This is a genomic window from Chitinophaga sp. 01L420 (assembly GCF_056399985.1).
In genome coordinates, this window is record NZ_JBFTSK010000001.1 from 332,506 (window position 1) to 349,758 (window position 17,253).

The following is a 17,253-nucleotide window of genomic DNA, read 5'->3' on the forward strand; positions in this document are numbered from 1 at the left end:
TATTTTATGAAAAAACTATTACCCCTCAGTGTCCTCCTGTTGTTCCTTGCTTTCTTTGCTGCTGCGAAAGACAGAAGAGTGAAAGTGATTACACCATACGGCACCATGATCATTAAACTATATGATCAAACCCCGAAACACCGTAATAACTTTGTAAAGCTGGCCAGGAGCCACTTCTACGACAGTACCCTGTTTCACCGGGTGATCAATAATTTTATGATACAGGGCGGGGATCCGGATTCAAAGCATGCCCATCGCGGTGACACGCTCGGAAATGGGGATGTAGGTTATACTATCCCGCCGGAATTTCAACTGGACTTATACCATCGCAAGGGCGCATTGGGTGCTGCACGGGACGACAGGCCTGATAAAGCTTCTTCCGGCTGCCAGTTTTACATTGTGCAGGGCAAAGTATTCACGGATGAACAACTGGATAAACTGGAGAAAACGAGGCTGGGAGGCCGCAAAATACCGGTGGATCAGCGCCGGGTATATAAAACAGAAGGCGGCAGCCCCCATCTGGATCAAAACTATACCGTATTTGGTCAGGTAATTAAAGGCATGGATGTGATAGATAAAATTGCCGCACTGAAAACTGATAGCCACGACAGGCCGCTGGAAGATGTGCCCGTGCGGATAAGGGTTATTAAAAAGTGGTGGTTATTTTAAAACGGTAATGACTCCAAATTGCCAAATTCATAATTCTTTCTGTATTTTTACGGCTCAAAATCAAACTTGATATGAATTTTCCGTCAAACCTGCGTTACACAAAGGATCACGAATGGGTTTTATTAGAAGGTAATGTGGCTACCATCGGTATAACTGAATTTGCACAGCGCGAATTAGGCGATATAGTTTTCGTTGATATCAACTCATTGAGTAAACCAGTAGGCGCTGAAGAAGTGTTTGGTACAGTAGAAGCAGTGAAAACAGTATCTGACCTCTTTATGCCTGTTGCGGGCACCGTTAGTGAAGTTAATCCGGCACTGGATGGCTCACCTGAACTGGTTAACCAGGATCCATATGGCGAAGGCTGGATGGTGAAAGTTACCGTTAACAACCCGGCTGATGTAGAAGCCCTGCTGGATGCTGCAGCATACCAGGCGCTGGTAGGTGAATAATTGCACCATAACATCTTTAATATAGAAAAGGACAACAGGCTACGTTATTATACGATAAGCCTGTTGTCCTTTTTACTAATAATCGGAAACCGGATAACAATAATTTAATACGAAGATGAAAGCTCTGAGATATTTTGCGCCAGCCATTCTATGGATCATCCTGATCCTTGTTGTGTGTACCCTGCCGGGAAACGATATTCCCTCCAACTCATTCCTGGATAAAATACATTTTGATAAGTTTGTTCATTTTGGCCTGTTTGGAGGCATTGTATTATTTCTGAGCCTGGGCATTTATAAGCAAAAGAAATATATTTCCCCGCTTACACTGGTATTACTGGTAATCGTTGCTGCCGGTTATGGACTTGCCATTGAATTTATTCAGAAATACTGGGCCATCGGAAGAAGCTTCGATATGTATGATGTGGTGGCCGATACGCTTGGCGCTATTGCAGGTGTGTGGGTATTTAAAATTGTCAGATACTGGTTCTTCCCGGATAAGAAATAAAAATCCCCCCTGTAAACAGGGGGGAAGGCATATCTGCTTATGAGAAATAAGTGTTCTTAATATTTTGATTACTGTTGACCAGCTTCTTTCTTCGCGTCATTTTTCATTTTGTCATTTGCAAAGATAGAGAACTCACAACGGCGATTTATAGCGCGGTTAGCGTCAGAATCGTTTGGTACTTTAGGCTGTGATTTACCATACCAGAAACCCTGAATACGGCTACCAGAAATACCCTGCGCCTGCAGGAATGCCATCACCGCTTTAGTTCTTCTTTCAGATAAACTCATATTATATTCATCTGTACCCTTATCGTCCGTATGACCTTCCACACGCACATAAGTATCAGGGTATTTATTTAAAACAACAGCCAGTTGTTTAATGTTTTCCTGTGCTACAGCTGACAAGTTTGATTTATCAAAACCAAATAATACACCTGCATCAAAAGTTACGTTGATACCTTCACCTACACGTTCTACAGTAGCATTCGGTACTTCCGTTTTTATTTCCTGTGCCTGTTTATCCATTTTTTTACCGATCAAAGCACCACCAGCACCACCTACAACAGCACCAATGATGGCACCCAGGGCAGTATTACCGGCTACTTTACCTATTATAGCACCAGCGGCAGCTCCGCCACCTACACCTATAGCAGCACCCTTTTTAGTATTGTCCGCGCTCTGCCAGGTTTTACAACTGAACAACATGGTTACAGACAAAACCAAGGCTACCAGAACATTGAAATTTTTCATCATAATAATTTTAGACATGAAGGTTTTTAAGCATTAATTCCGTTGACAAAACTAATTGAAAAACTTGTAATCAAATATGTTGCCAACTTGATTTAATATTCACAACTTATTGATTAATAAAAATAAACAGAAACCAAAAAAATGGCAAGTCTTTAACACATGGCAACAATATCTTATACCGTTGAAACGACTATGAGTAATAAACAACTGCACCTGTGAAAAAGATTAACCCAGCAGATTTTTTAGCATTCCGCCAATACCACCACCGGTATTTGCCTGTTGCTGTTGCTGCGCGCCATTGGATAACAGACTCTTTAAATCTTCCAGATCTACATGGCCATCACCGTTCTTATCCAGGCCTCCGGACAACTGGCCCAGTATGCCCTGCAGATTGATGCCCTGTGCAGAGCCACCAGTGAGTGAATTCAGGATACCATCCAGGCTGAAGCTACCATTGGCAGGATCGTTGGTTTTATTAGCCAAAGAGCCCAATACAGTTGGAATCAATGTAGCTGCAAGCTGTGTGGCTGCTCCTTTATCAATGTTGAATTTCTCCAACAGGGTACCCACCAGGTTATTGGAGATATTGCTCACTACCGGGTTACTGGCAGATGCAGCAGTATTACCGCCCAATAAAGAAAGTACACCTTCTGTATTGCCGCTGGCCAGCTCCTGCTGCAAACCGGATGCAATAGATTCTGTAGCTGCGCCAATAACAGCTTCATTTTGTTCATTAGGAACGGCAGGGTTGTTCACCACAGCACCCTGTGCATGTTCCCGAACGAGGTCCATTAATTGCTCTAACATTTGGAGATGATTTTTAGGGGAAGAAAAGGTTTTCGCTTTTAGTGCAGCCGCCCCATTCACACGAGACCGCTAACTAAATGTAGGATATTTTGGGAAATTACGGAGTCGTTGCGGAAAGATAACAGAGAATACATATCCCCGCATCTTTCCACAACACCCAGTCTTAGTGAGACTAGCTTCCTTGTTTCAGTTTCTCCGCATTTTCAGCAAAAGAAAGGGCATCAATCATATCTTTGATTTCACCATTCATAAAGGCATCCATATTATATACGGTCATACCAATACGGTGATCTGTAACACGTCCCTGTGGATAGTTGTAGGTACGTATTTTAGCAGACCGGTCACCGGTAGATACCAGGCTCTTACGTTTGGAGGCAATGGCGTCTTCATGTTTACGTACCGCTGCTTCGTAGATACGGGTACGTAACATTTTCATCGCAATTTCACGGTTGGAGTGCTGGCTACGGCCTTCCTGACACTCTACTACCACGCCGGTAGGAATATGCGTAAGCCTTACTGCGGATTCCGTTTTATTTACGTGCTGACCACCCGCACCAGAGGAGCGGAAAGTATCCATCTTAATATCTGCTTCACGTACATCCACATCCACTTCTTCTGCTTCCGGTAATACCGCCACTGTAGCAGCAGAGGTATGCACACGGCCGGAGGCTTCTGTAGCCGGAACACGCTGTACACGGTGTACACCTGATTCAAATTTCAGGGTGCCATATACATCATCACCATTTACTTCCAGTACGATTTCCTTGTAACCACCGGCAGAACCAGGGTTTTCGCTCAGCAAACTGGTAGACCAACCCTTGAGTTCACAGAAACGGAGATACATACGGAACAAGTCACCGGCAAAAAGACTGGCCTCATCACCACCGGTACCAGCGCGGATTTCAAGAATAGCATTCTTTTCATCCTGGGGATCTTTTGGTATCAGCAGGTTACGGATATCCTCTTCCAGGACAGTCTTCTGTTCCTGCAATTCTTCCGTTTCTGCCTTCGCCAGTTCGCGCATTTCATCGTCACCACTGTCCAGCACTTCCTTGTTGAATGCAATATTGTCCAGTAATTTACGGTAGGCGTCATATGCCTTCACGATCTTTTCCAACTGCCGGTATTCCTTGCTCAGCTGACCAAATTTCTTGTTATCACTAACAACAGCCGGGTTGGTGAGCGCCATTGATACCTGCTCGAAACGACCTTTTATAGCTTCCAGTTTGTCTATCATAATTATATTTGACTTTTGAGTATCCTTTCCCAACCGGAAAAAGATACTGCCAATCGGGTTGCAAAATTAACACCATTAACTTAATTAAACAGCAGGTAATTGAAACAGATCAAATTAAAGGGAAAAGATATATTTAACGGTACCCGGCTGCTGGGCCCCGGCAAAGTACTCATTCTTCAGGAAGATGGCATAGTGGCGGGCATTGTAGCCGAATCAGAAGCAGGCGATTCCGTACAGGAACTGGATGGAACTTTGTGCCCGGGGTTCATAAACACACATTGTCACCTGGAATTATCGCACATGAAAGGGGTAATACCGGAAAAAACCGGGCTACCTGCCTTCCTTACCCAGGTCATGCAATCCAGGAATAATAATACCGGCGACTATAACGCTATCATTGATCAGGCAGAGCAGGCCATGTGGGAGGTCGGTATTTCAGCCGTTGGCGACATCTGCAATGGTACTGCCACCCTGGTTAAAAAGCAGCAGGGCAGAATGTATTACCACTCTTTTGTGGAGTGCATGGGCGTAGCAGATGCCGGCGCCAATAGCCGCTACCAGTACAGCCTGGATGTATTGGCAGCTTTCCGGGAAATCAACAGTTCCCGGCATCAGTGCTCCATTGTACCACATGCGCCTTATTCCGTGAGCCAAACCCTGTTTGAACTATTGGCCAGCACACCCGCCAACACGCCTGTGTGTATCCATAACCAGGAAACACCAGCAGAAAATGAATTGTTTCAACAGAAAACCGGCGACTTTCTTAATTTTTATCGTCAGTTCGGGATGGACGTCAGCGGCTTCCAACCTACTGGTACCAATAGCCTGGAAGCTTATCTGCCTTACTTCTCCCAAAATAAAATACTATTGGTGCACAATACCTTTACTACGGAGCAGGATGTACTGTTTGCACAGCAACAGCCCCTGGAAACCTGGTGGTGCCTTTGTCCGCAGGCCAACCTGTACATAGAAAACCGTTTGCCGGATATTCCGTTATTCCGGCAGCTGCAATGTAATATTACCCTGGGCACCGACAGCCTGGCTTCTAACCACGCCTTGTCTATTTGGGAAGAAATAAAAACCATCCGGCAGCATTTTCCGGAAATTCCGTTGGCAGAAATCCTGCAATGGGCTACTTTTAACGGCGCAAAGGCCCTGGGCATACAGGATACCTATGGCAGTTTTAACACCGGCAGCCAGCCAGGTGTAATATTGATTAACCAGGAAAGCAGGAGAATAATTTAGCTGTAACTTATGAATGAGTTTTTGAACAAGGTCTTTTTAGACAACCCCGTGCAGGATTACCTGATATTGATTGGCGTATTATTATTTGTGCTGCTCGTGAAGCGCTATGTATCCAAAGGACTGGCGGCTATCCTCTTCAGGCTGGTGAGACACTGGTCTCCGCAAATCGAAGAAAAGGATTTTGTAAACCTGCTACTGCGGCCGTTGGAGTACTTCCTGTTGCTGACCACCTTCATGCTGACTATAGATAGGTTCACCTTTCCACGTCTCCTGAACGTACATGTATATGGCAAAGCCACGCTGCAAAACGTAACTGATACCTTACTGGAGTTGGCCCTGAGCATGAGCATTATCTGGATTGTGTTGCGGCTGATCGATTTCATTTCCCTGGTGCTGGAAAAGAAAGCGGATCTGACTGAAGATAAAACCGATAATCAATTCATTATTTTCTTCCGGGATTTTTTCAAGGCCATTGTGTTTATCATGGGGGCTATCGCCTTTATCCGCATCCTCTTTGGCCCGGGGCTGGTAGAAAAGATCATTGCCGGTCTGGGGATAGGCGCGGCAGCCCTTGCACTCGCTGCCAAAGAAAGTATTGAAAACCTGATAGGCTCTTTCATTATCTTTTTCGACAAGCCATTCCGTGTAGGCGACAGCGTTAAAGTAGACTCCTACCAGGGAGCGGTAGAAAAGATAGGCTTACGTAGTACACGTATCCGTACGCTGGAGAAAACATTTGTGACCGTTCCCAATAAAAAAATGGTGGACAGTATTCTCGACAACCTTTCCTTGCGCACGCAACAACGTGTGGCCTTAAAGCTCGAACTGGGGACAGATACCCCCGCGGATGCGTTGTTGGGATTTTTACAGGATGTAAGACAGTCGCTGAAAAGCAATGCTAATGTACTGGAGAACTTTACCGTAAATCTGAATGATTTTACGAAAGATACTTACGTTATCCAGATCGTTTTTAATACCTATATCATTGATGGTGCCCAGTATGCGGCGTTAAGGGAAACAGTGAATCTGACAGTGATAAAGCTGTTGGAAGCCCGAAACATTAAATTGCCGACTACCTCTACCAATGTAACGGTAACGGATGAACGACCGTAATTTCCACAGGCTCCTGATAAAAAAATTAGCGAAGACAAAAGCATATACCAGCTTTGATCTTCGCTAATTTTTTTATCATTGGCAGAAGTAAAATCGGGTGGAAAACATCCGCATTTACTCCTTATCCTTCTCTTTTTCCTTGGCTTTCTGGCTGCTGCTCAGCAAAATGCGGGACAGGTCAGCTTCTACAGATTCTTTTGGAGAGCCTGTAATACGGCCTTCTTCTTTACCGTCTTTGAGAACGATAATAGTAGGCAATTTCTTCACTTTATAGTCAACAGGAGAATCTGTCTGTAATTTCTGATCGGCAGCAAACATCAGAATTTGATCTTCCGGGCTACCACCAGTGATCATAATTTTATAGAGGGCAGGCACTACCTCACGACTTGTTTCGTCCCATGTGCCCATTACCACTACCAAATTGAAGTTGGAGCGGTTTGTTTTAATATAATTGAGCATATTGTCATTGGGCTGATAGCTGTTTACACCCTTGTAGAACCACGTTGTGGAGGTATCATTCATCAGTGTTTTCATATCTATCTTGCCCTTCAATACCTTTCCATTCTGTGCCCATGTCAGGGAAGAGAATAACAGGCCGCCACCCAATAGTAATGTTTTCAATCGCATAATGATGTTTTTATAATTGATCTTTCAGTTCCGTTAAGAAACCCCGTACCTTTAGCAAAGCCTGTACCATTTCAAAATTCCGGGCAGCCAGCTTGTGATCTTCCTTCAGCTTTTGCTTAGCACCTTCTATGGTATATTTTCTTTCGCGTAATAAATGATAAATTAATTTGAGGTGTTGAATGTCCTCCTGCCTGAAAAGTCGATCGCCTTTTCGGTTCTTCTTGGGTTGCAGTATATCAAACTCATTTTCCCAATAGCGGATGAGCGAAGTATTCACCTTAAACATGGCTGCAACCTCACTGATCGAATAATACTGCTTATCTAGTACCAATTTATCCAATTCCATAATCAGATCCGGGTCCTCCGATAACTCTTTCAATGATTTACGTCCCCGCTTTTTCCCAGGTATGGTGGGTGCTACGGCAGCTTTTTTGCTGCTTGCCTTTACTTTTACTTTAGCTGGCACAGTTACCGCAGCTTCAGCAGGATGCGGTATTCCAGGTGTCGAAAAAAGGTCTAGCTGGTGCATCGTAGTAAAAAACGAGGTGACAAATATCTTTTACGAAGATGAAGTTAAGCTTTTCGCCTTTAGCTTTCCTTTTTTAGATCTCAGAATTTTTAGTTCGGTGCAATTAGTCAGGACATATAACTTACTAAAAGCTAAGGACTAATGGCTCCTGGTTAGTCAAATGACTGGTTTCCTGACCTGGCCATTTTTAACATACGATCAAACTGTTCCGGGGTGAGATCGTTAAAGAAGAAGTAAACCGGATCTACCTTTTCGCCGTTTTTCATCACCTCATAGTGACAATGCGGGCCCGTAGATTTACCAGTGCTGCCTACCCATCCCAATACATCCCCACGTTTAACCACCTGGCCAGCCTTCACTTTCATACGCAGCATGTGGCCATATAACGTTTTATAACCATATCCATGCCGGATGACCACGTGATTACCATAGCCCACATCACTTAGACTGGCTTCTTCTACCACACCATCGCCGGTAGAATAGATAGGTGTACCGCTGGGAGCAGCGAAATCGAGCCCCGCATGATATTTCATGGTTTTATAGATAGGATCTATACGATACCCGAAACCGGAGGCAATATGTTTGAGATCTTTATTAGATACAGGTTGTATGGCAGGGATAGACGCCAGCATCTGCTGTTTGTTCTTCACCATCTTATCAATTTCATCATAAGAGGCTTCCTGTGCTTTTACCCGGTTATTCAGTTCTTTCAGCAAAACAGAGGTGGACGCAATGATTTCACTGCTGGCAAAAGATTGCAACTGAGCAGCTTCTTCATCCCGCTTTACTTTACCCAGGCGGGTACTGTCGGGAATGGGAGAGGCCTCAAAGATAACCCGGTAAATTTCATTGTCACGGTCTTCCAGCTCCGCCAGCTTCCCTTTCACTTCCCTCATACGGCCCTGCAATGCATCGTACCTTTCCTTCATTCCTTCCAGATCACGGCGGAGTGACTTCTCTTTGGGAGAGTCAACCAGACGATAAGCCACGGACAGAAAGATAGCCCCGGTAACGATTGCCGCAGACACAAACCCCAGTATTCGGAGGATCTTAACCCGCAGAGATACTACGAGTTTCTCGTATTTTAATGTTTGGGTGTTGTAAAAATATTTAACCTTCTTCATGCACCAGGGTATACTTTATGCGCCATAGTGCAGTGAACGCTATGACAGCCGATTTATTTCACGAGGTACAAACTTATGGATGCTATAGTTGGCTTTTCTTTTCCCATTGAACTATTTTTGCCGGGTTATACAACCTGTTTTGCATAATCATACCAGTTTCGATATTTTTGCACTCCCTTTAACACGGCGGGAAAATAAGGCGCACAAACCTACTGTAATTAGATTAAAACATCAACCTTTTGAATGTCAATTTTCTAACTACTTTATAAGGGCTTGAAACACAGTTGCAAGTCCAAAGCAGGATGAAACGCCTTTATAAGATATAAAATACATATTAATTCGTATCAATATTTATGACAGCATCTGAAATAAGACAGCAATTCCTGGACTTTTTTGCGTCAAAAGGGCACCAGATCGTCCCATCTGCCCCTATCGTTATTAAAAACGACCCCACCCTGATGTTCACCAACGCGGGGATGAACCAGTTTAAGGATTACTTCCTTGGCAACCGGGTTCCTCCCAATAAAAGAGTGGTAGATACGCAAAAGTGCCTGCGGGTAAGCGGCAAGCACAACGACCTGGAAGAAGTAGGTATTGATACTTACCACCATACCATGTTTGAAATGCTCGGTAACTGGAGCTTTGGCGACTATTTTAAGAAAGAAGCCATTGCCTGGAGCTGGGAATTACTGACCGAAGTATATAAGATCCCTAAAGACAAGCTCTATGTGACTGTTTTCCAGGGAGATGCCAGCGAAAACTTACCAAAAGACGAAGAAGCATATAATTTCTGGAAACAACATATCGCAGAAGACCGCATCCTGCTGGGTAACAAAAAGGACAACTTCTGGGAAATGGGTGATACCGGTCCATGTGGCCCTTGCTCTGAAATCCACGTAGATTGCAGAACAGAAGCAGAGAAAAAACTGGTAGATGGCAAAACCCTTGTCAATGCAGACCATCCACAGGTGATTGAAATATGGAACAACGTATTCATGCAGTTCAACCGCCTGAAAGATAAATCCCTGGAGCCCTTACCGGCACAGCACGTAGATACCGGTATGGGACTGGAGCGCCTCGTAAGAGTGTTGCAGAATAAAACCTCCAACTACGATACTGACCTGTTTATGGGCACCATCCATACTACAGAAGAACTCAGCGGCAAAAAATATGCTGGTACCGATGATAAAAAAGATGTGGCCTTCCGCGTTATTGCTGACCACATCCGCGCGATTTCCTTCACCATAGCTGATGGGCAACTGCCATCCAATACCGGTGCAGGATACGTAATCCGCCGTATCCTCCGCAGGGCTGTACGTTATTACTACTCCTTCCTGGATGTGAAAAAACCACTGCTACACGACCTGGTACCTGTACTGGCAGCCCAGTTCTCTCATGTATTCCCTGAGTTGCAGCAACAGGTAGATTTCGTGAAGAAAGTAGTTTTTGAAGAAGAAAATAACTTCCTGCGTACCCTGGAAAGCGGTATCCGCCGGATAGAAGACTTTATCCAACACGCAACCGTTAAGGCCGTAGATGGTAAAACAGCCTTCGAATTATATGATACTTATGGCTTCCCTTATGACCTCACCAGCCTGATTGCTGCAGAAAATGATTTTTCTGTGGATGAAAAAGGATTTGAGGCTGCTATGAAAGAACAGAAAGACCGCTCCCGCGCCGCGACCGAACTGGATATGGGCGACTGGGTAATACTGGACGAAACACCTAATTCTGTTTTCGTAGGTTACGAACAACTGGAAAGTACCACTAAACTGCTAAAATACCGTACTGTAAAGGCAAAAGGTAAAGAACAGTTTCAACTGGTACTGGGACAAACGCCTTTCTACGCTGAAAGCGGCGGACAGGTAGGGGATACCGGTACGCTGCATTTTGGAGAAGAAGTGATCCATATAACAGATACCAAGAAAGAAAATAACCTCACCATCCACTTTGCAGATAAATTGCCGGCCCAGCCAACAGTTCCTGTAAAAGCGGCCATAGCAAAAGATAAACGCCATAACACGGAGCGTCATCACTCTGCTACTCACTTACTCCACGCAGCATTACGGCAGGTACTGGGGACCCACGTAGCACAGAAGGGCTCGCTGGTAAATGCAGAAGCCCTGCGCTTTGACTTCTCTCACTTCGCGAAAGTAACAGACGAGGAAATGGCGCAGATAGAAGCTATTGTAAATGAGAAAATACGGGAAAACATACCCGTGGTGATCCGTGAACTGCCTAAGGAAGAAGCACTGAAACTGGGCGCCATGGCGTTGTTCGGTGAAAAATACGGAGATATGGTACGTGTAGTAGTCATAGATCCTGCTTATAGCGTAGAACTTTGCGGGGGTACACATATCAGCTCTACCGGCGAACTCGGTCAGTTTAAATTTGTGTCAGAAGGTGCAGTGGCCGCAGGCGTACGCCGTGTGGAAGCTGTTACCGGCTCCAAAGCAGAAGCTTTCGTAAATGAGCAACTGCAGCAACTGAAAGAAATTAAGGCCGCCCTGAAAAATCCGAAGGAAGTGGTTAAAACAGTGGAAACACTGCTGCAGGACAAAGCTTCCCTGGAAAAACAACTGGAAGCCCTGGAGCTGGAAAAAGTACGTGCACTGGCCACTACATTACGCCAACAGGCAGAATCCGTGAATGGTATTAACTTCCTGGGGCAGATCGTAAACGTTAGCAGCGCAGAAGGATTAAAACAACTTTCCTTTCAGCTGAAAAATGATATCCCGGATCATGTGCTGTTATTTGTTGCCAACATCGGTGGCAAAGCCAGCGTAGCACTCACCATAGACGAAAGCATAGTGGCTGCCAAAGGATTTGAAGCACCTAAATTTATTAAAGAACATATTGCACCGTTGATCAAAGGTGGCGGCGGTGGCCAGAAAACCTTTGCTACTGCAGGCGGACAGGATACAGATAAACTGGATCAGGTAATCGCGGCGGTGAAAAAAGCAATCAGCTAAGGCAAAAGGATAAAAGCAGAAGGCGATCAAAACGAATGACCAACGCAGAATTTATTACTTGCGCCAGTCATTCGTAATCAAGAATGGCGACATCCTCGTGAATGGTAAAAAAATGGATCAATACAGTGATCCTAATCTCTCTGTCTTCCGCAGAAAAATTACACCGCGTGATGGTAATTCCTTCAGCTTCGACAGCGATAACTTCCCCGGCAATTTTGATATGTTCAATGACGATGGCAATGACCAGGAAGATGATATGCCCGCATTAGCTAATAAAGCAATACTGGGCGTGATCACAGAAAAAACAACAGCGACCGGCGTTACCGTGAAAAGCGTTGCCAAAGGCACACCTGCAGATAAAGCCGGTATCAAAGAAGGCGATATCATCACCGCCATCGACAATCAAAAAATTAATGAACCGGCAGAATTGTTTGAAGTCATCGGCAAACATCAGCCGGCAGAAAATGTAACGGTATCATATATACGCAATTCGAAACCAAACAGTGTGATTGTTACACTGGACAAAAGAAAAGATATGGGTGGTGATAACTGGAGCCTGTATCCGCCATCCGGATCACCCAAACCAAGACCACGCACTTTCACTTTTCCGTCCCCGTATCCACGTGGAGAACAAGGCTTTGGCAACGGCTGGTACAACCGGGCAGAAGAAGGCGTAAAACTCGGGCTGCAGGTACAGGATACCGAAAATGAAGAGGGCGCCCAGGTAATTGATATTACCCCGGCATCTCCGGCAGAAAAAGCAGGATTTAAAAAAGATGATATTATCACAGACCTGGCTGGCAGTGCGGTTAAATCAGCATCAGATCTTTCCAAAGCATATCGGGAAAACCGAAATAAAGGCAATATAACGACGACGGTTAAACGAAATGGACAAATACAGTCACTGGAAATAAAAATACCAAAGAAATTAAATAAAGCAGACTTGTAGTATTAACTTACGCAACAATGCATTTTCATCAATAAAAAAGGACGCTATATCAGCGTCCTTTTTTATTGATAACTATTTCATTAATAGCTTCATCACTTTCAGCTTATTTTTAAAGGGTGGATATTTCGTGGGAACATCCAGCCACGTAGCTGTTTTCAGCATTCCTTTTTCATGTGTAAACGTATCGAAGCTATACTTACCATGGTATTTGCCCATACCACTATAACCGGCGCCACCAAAAGGCAATTCAGGATTCGTGAGATGTACCAGCGCATTGTTCACGCAGCCACCACCAAAACGTACCTGTTCTATCAGCATTTTTTCTGTTTTCTTACTCTTTGTAAATACATATAATGCGAGTGGATAAGGCAGTTTTTTGATCGCCTGTATGGCCTGTGGTAAGTCTGTATAGGTAAGAATCGGTAATACAGGACCGAATATTTCGTCCTGCATCACTGGATCGGTCCATTCCACATCGTCCAGCAGGGTAGGGGCGATGTACAGACTATCACGATTGGTTTGGCCGCCATGTAAAATATGACCTTCCTCCAGGTAGGCAGCCACCGTATCAAAACGTTTACTATTGATGATCCGGGCATAATCGCCGCTGGCTGCGGGATCATCTCCAAAAAATTCTATGATGGCCGCTTTCAGTGCTGTTACCAGTTCTTCTTTTACTTTCTGATGCACCAGCAAATAATCCGGTGCTACACAAGTTTGGCCGGCATTCCAGAACTTTCCCCATACAATACGTTTAGCCGCCACCGTTATATTCACTTTTTCATCTACCACACAAGGTGATTTACCGCCTAACTCCAGTGTTACCGGTGTAAGATGCGGCACTGCCATTTCCATAATCTTTTTACCAACAGGTATGCTGCCGGTAAAAAATACATGATCAAAACGGAAGCTCATGAGTAGTGGAATTACTTCGGTACCATCACCTTCTACCACGGTAATATAAGCCGGATCAAAAGTATCCCTGATCAGGTCGGCTACTACGGTGGCCGTGTGTGGAGCCATCTCCGAAGGTTTGATAATGGCACAATTACCACCCGCAATAGCCCCCAGCAAAGGACTCAGTAGCAACATAAACGGATAGTTCCATGGGCCAATGATCAGCGTGAGCCCCAGTGGTTGCTTGTACACCCGGCTACTGCTGGGGTAGGTCACAAAAGGAGAGGTCACCATTTCCGGCTCCATCCACTGTTTAAGCCCATCGAGTATATAGCTTATTTCTTCATATAAGAATCCTACTTCGCTACCATAAGACTCCATGGGGTGCTTATGCAGATCAGCGTGTAAAGCCGCAATGATTTTCTCCTCATATTTCTGTATTGCCTTTTTTAACCGCTTCAACTGCGTTTTCCGGAAGGCATACGGGAGTGTAGCGCCAGAGTCGAAATACACCTGCTGCGCCTGATAAAGTTGACTTGCCTGGGCCTTACTGATCATAGGGAAGATTTTTTTAATTGTTGCTTATCTCAATTTAGGGATTTATTGGCACCAAATAGCCTGAAATCACGGTATTATTTGAATATATTTGTGGGAATCAGTATGGAATATGAGCGATATATACAGCAAATATGAAACAGTGATAGGGCTGGAAGTGCACGCCCAGCTGCTTACCGAAAGTAAATTATTTTGTAGCGACAGCGCTGCCTTTGGCGGCGCACCTAATACGCATATCAGTCCTATTACGATGGCGCATCCGGGCACTTTGCCCCGTATGAACCGTAAGGCGGCTGAATATGCCATCAAACTGGGACTGGCTTGTCATTGCGAGATTGAAAAAGATAATTATTTCGCCAGAAAGAATTATTTCTACCCGGATCTTCCGAAAGGTTATCAGGTATCGCAACATACGGCTCCTATTTGTAAAGGTGGCTATATTACGATTATTACCGATGCAGGCACCCGTGATGTGCAGTTAAACCGCATTCACCTCGAAGAAGATGCGGGCAAATTGCTGCACGACCAGGATCCCAATAACAGCTATGTGGATTATAACCGCGCAGGCGTACCATTGGTAGAAATCGTGACGGAGCCGGACATGCACAATAGTGATGAGGCTTATGCTTATCTCACTGAAATGCGCCGCCTGGTACGTTACCTGGGCGTATGTGATGGTAATATGGAAGAAGGAAGCATGCGTTGTGATGCTAATATCTCCGTTCGCCTGAAAGGTGCTACCACCTTGGGTACCAAGGTAGAGGTAAAAAATATGAATTCTATCCGCAACGTAAAGCGGGCTATAGATAACGAAGTAAAAAGACAAATAGACCTGATTGAAGCTGGTGGCGCCCTGGTACAGGAAACCCGGAGCTTTGATGCGTCTAATGGCAGTTCTTTTTCCCTTCGTTCCAAAGAGGAAGCCAACGACTACCGTTACTTCCCGGAGCCGGATCTGGCGCCTTTCCGGCTTACCGATGAATTTATTGCAGGGATCAGGGCAACCTTACCGGCGCTGCCAGAAGAACTGATCCGCAAGTATACGACGGAGTTCGGGCTACCGGAATATGATGCCCGCGTGATCTGCGATGATAAATCCACGGCAGATTATTACGAAAGCCTCATTGCAGTTACGTCTCAATACAAAGCTGCAGCCAACTGGATGTTAGGACCTGTTAAGTCCTGGCTGAATGAAAATTCAGTGGAAATCAGCCAGTTTCCGGTAACACCCGCCGCATTGGCGTCGCTCATCACCTTAACAGATGCCGGCAAAGTAAGCTTCTCTATCGCCTCTTCCCGCATACTGCCGGAAATGATACAGTCGCCTGCTGATCCGATGGAAATAGCTACCCGGCTCAATTTATTGCAGGACAACAATGCCGACAACATTTCGCCTATCATTGATGAGGTGCTGGCAAAATATCCGGATAAAGTAGCTGCTTTTAAAGGTGGTAAAAAAGGCCTGATGTCGCTGTTTGTGGGAGAGGTGATGAAACTCTCCAAAGGCAAAGCAGATCCGCGTCTTACCAACGAATTACTGGCCGAAAAGCTCAAGGGCTGAAAAAGCATTAATGATAATTAACCTATATTGAGTAGCATTGGTCAGATGAATGTTCAAAAAAACAACAGCATGAAAAAATACTTATTATGGATTTCCGCCGGTGTTTTTCTGGCAGGATGTGCCGGACAAACGGAGAAAGGTGAGTTTAAAATAGACGGGCACTTTAGTAATCTTCCATTGGGTCCGGTGGTATTGGAAGAACTGACACTGGAAAATGTGAAAGTAGTAGATTCTACCAACATCAAAGATGCCAGTGGAAAGTTTTCACTGAAAGGTATGGTGGCTGAACAGGGCCTGTACCGGATACGCTTTGACAACGGCAAATTTGTATTACTGGCACTCGATGCCGGCGATATGAAAATAGATGGTGATATGGACAAACTGGAAAACATCAAAGTGACCGGTTCTGAACCTACTACTGAACTGCAACAGTTCCTGTCAGATATCAGCAAGCAGTCCATTTCACTTACGGAAGAAATGCGCCAACTCGATAGCCTTCACGGATCATTGCCTGATAGCGTGTTTCAGCCTCGTCTGGCCGAGCTCCAGAAAAAAGAAAAGGATTTTGAAAATGGCTTCTTCCTGATGGCTGATAAAACAAAAAATCCTGCCAACGCAGTATTTGCTATCAGCCAGGTAAGAAATGGTGAAGAAATTGTAGCACACAAACAAGTGATCACCAATCTTACTACGCGTTTCCCTAAGAACACGCTGGTAAAAAGCATGACAGATAAAATTGCTGAACTGCAGAAATCACAGCAACAGGGTGGTGGCAGTGATGCTGCCGGTGGTGAAGAACCATCTGCTGTAAAAGTGGGTCAGGTAGCTCCCGACTTTACATTACCGGATCCTGCCGGTAAAATGATCAGTCTGAGTTCCTTCCGCGGTAAATATGTACTCGTGGATTTCTGGGCCAGCTGGTGTGGTCCCTGTCGCCAGGAAAACCCTAACGTAGTGAAAGCTTATCAACAATATAAAGGTAAAAACTTCACGATACTGGGCGTATCTCTTGATAAAACAAAGGATAAATGGCAACAGGCTATCAAAGATGACGGACTTGCCTGGAACCATGTAAGTGATCTTAAATTCTGGGATTCTGCAGTAGTGCCTTTGTATGGCATTAATGCTATTCCTACCAACTTCTTACTGGATCCTCAGGGCAAAGTTATTGCCTCCAACCTGAGAGGAGACGCACTGGAAGCGAAGTTAAGAGAGGTACTGAAATAAGGTATTCATCTTCATAAAAAAAGCCTCACTGGAAT

The 17,253-nt window shown here is 44.9% G+C and carries 16 protein-coding genes; 9 read left to right on the forward strand and 7 right to left on the reverse strand.

From position 1 onward, the window contains the following. The first annotated feature begins 6 nt into the window (after positions 1–6). From AC1DP6_RS01505 to AC1DP6_RS01515, 3 genes are all read left to right on the forward strand, one after another. The gene (locus AC1DP6_RS01505) at positions 7–669 is read left to right on the forward strand and encodes a peptidylprolyl isomerase (protein WP_477053277.1); all 663 of its coding nucleotides are present in this window, start codon (positions 7–9) and stop codon (positions 667–669) included. Positions 670–740: 71 nt separating this feature from the next. Continuing rightward, positions 741–1,121 carry a glycine cleavage system protein GcvH gene (gcvH, locus tag AC1DP6_RS01510; RefSeq protein ID WP_477053278.1) on the forward strand — a complete coding sequence of 127 codons (381 nt, stop codon included), beginning with the start codon at positions 741–743 and terminating at the stop codon, positions 1,119–1,121. 115 nt (positions 1,122–1,236) lie between these two features. Continuing rightward, positions 1,237–1,626, forward strand: coding sequence for a VanZ family protein (locus tag AC1DP6_RS01515; RefSeq protein WP_477053279.1), 390 nt, complete (start codon positions 1,237–1,239; stop codon positions 1,624–1,626). 68 nt (positions 1,627–1,694) lie between these two features. On the opposite strand, the gene AC1DP6_RS01520 is transcribed toward AC1DP6_RS01515, so the two are convergent. From AC1DP6_RS01520 to prfA, 3 genes are all read right to left on the reverse strand, one after another. Next, the gene (locus AC1DP6_RS01520) at positions 1,695–2,375 is read right to left on the reverse strand and encodes a YiaD family glycine zipper/OmpA-like lipoprotein (protein ID WP_477053308.1); all 681 of its coding nucleotides are present in this window, start codon (positions 2,373–2,375) and stop codon (positions 1,695–1,697) included. 225 nt (positions 2,376–2,600) lie between these two features. Further along, a complete protein-coding gene (locus AC1DP6_RS01525; protein ID WP_477053280.1) occupies positions 2,601–3,182 on the reverse strand; it encodes a hypothetical protein in 582 nt (193 codons plus the stop codon). Between the two features lie 172 nt (positions 3,183–3,354). Beyond that, positions 3,355–4,419 (reverse strand): peptide chain release factor 1, encoded by a 1,065-nt coding sequence (prfA, locus tag AC1DP6_RS01530; RefSeq protein ID WP_477025068.1) that lies wholly within the window; start codon positions 4,417–4,419, stop codon positions 3,355–3,357. A gap of 99 nt (positions 4,420–4,518) precedes the next feature. On the opposite strand from prfA, the gene AC1DP6_RS01535 reads away from it, so the two are divergent. Then, positions 4,519–5,664, forward strand: a complete 1,146-nt coding sequence (locus AC1DP6_RS01535; protein ID WP_477053281.1) for an amidohydrolase family protein — start codon at positions 4,519–4,521, stop codon at positions 5,662–5,664. A 9-nt stretch (positions 5,665–5,673) separates the two neighbouring features. Continuing rightward, a complete protein-coding gene (locus tag AC1DP6_RS01540) occupies positions 5,674–6,777 on the forward strand; it encodes a mechanosensitive ion channel family protein (protein ID WP_477053282.1) in 1,104 nt (367 codons plus the stop codon). Positions 6,778–6,891: 114 nt separating this feature from the next. Here AC1DP6_RS01540 and AC1DP6_RS01545 read toward each other — a convergent pair whose 3' ends face one another. The 3 genes from AC1DP6_RS01545 to AC1DP6_RS01555 form a co-directional block, all read right to left on the reverse strand. After that, positions 6,892–7,404: a hypothetical protein gene (locus tag AC1DP6_RS01545; protein WP_477053283.1), complete on the reverse strand. Its 513-nt coding sequence runs from the start codon at positions 7,402–7,404 to the stop codon at positions 6,892–6,894. A gap of 10 nt (positions 7,405–7,414) precedes the next feature. Then, a complete protein-coding gene (locus tag AC1DP6_RS01550; protein WP_331972148.1) occupies positions 7,415–7,870 on the reverse strand; it encodes a MerR family transcriptional regulator in 456 nt (151 codons plus the stop codon). A 215-nt stretch (positions 7,871–8,085) separates the two neighbouring features. After that, positions 8,086–9,057, reverse strand: a complete 972-nt coding sequence (locus AC1DP6_RS01555) for a M23 family metallopeptidase (protein WP_477053284.1) — start codon at positions 9,055–9,057, stop codon at positions 8,086–8,088. 353 nt (positions 9,058–9,410) lie between these two features. On the opposite strand from AC1DP6_RS01555, the gene alaS reads away from it, so the two are divergent. Together alaS and AC1DP6_RS01565 are read left to right on the forward strand one after the other, a co-directional pair. After that, the gene (gene alaS, locus AC1DP6_RS01560) at positions 9,411–12,029 is read left to right on the forward strand and encodes an alanine--tRNA ligase (protein ID WP_477053285.1); all 2,619 of its coding nucleotides are present in this window, start codon (positions 9,411–9,413) and stop codon (positions 12,027–12,029) included. Between the two features lie 58 nt (positions 12,030–12,087). Continuing rightward, positions 12,088–12,978: a PDZ domain-containing protein gene (locus tag AC1DP6_RS01565; protein WP_477053286.1), complete on the forward strand. Its 891-nt coding sequence runs from the start codon at positions 12,088–12,090 to the stop codon at positions 12,976–12,978. A 72-nt stretch (positions 12,979–13,050) separates the two neighbouring features. Here AC1DP6_RS01565 and AC1DP6_RS01570 read toward each other — a convergent pair whose 3' ends face one another. Further along, entirely contained in the window at positions 13,051–14,433 is a 1,383-nt protein-coding gene (locus tag AC1DP6_RS01570) for an aldehyde dehydrogenase (protein ID WP_477053287.1), read from the reverse strand. Positions 14,434–14,542: 109 nt separating this feature from the next. Between AC1DP6_RS01570 and gatB the strand changes: the two genes are divergently transcribed. Both gatB and AC1DP6_RS01580 read left to right on the forward strand, forming a co-directional pair. Continuing rightward, on the forward strand, positions 14,543–15,991 hold the full coding sequence (gatB, locus tag AC1DP6_RS01575; protein WP_477053288.1) for an Asp-tRNA(Asn)/Glu-tRNA(Gln) amidotransferase subunit GatB: 1,449 nt from the start codon (positions 14,543–14,545) through the stop codon (positions 15,989–15,991). Between the two features lie 69 nt (positions 15,992–16,060). Next, a complete protein-coding gene (locus AC1DP6_RS01580; RefSeq protein ID WP_477053289.1) occupies positions 16,061–17,218 on the forward strand; it encodes a redoxin domain-containing protein in 1,158 nt (385 codons plus the stop codon). The last annotated feature ends 35 nt before the right edge of the window (positions 17,219–17,253 follow it).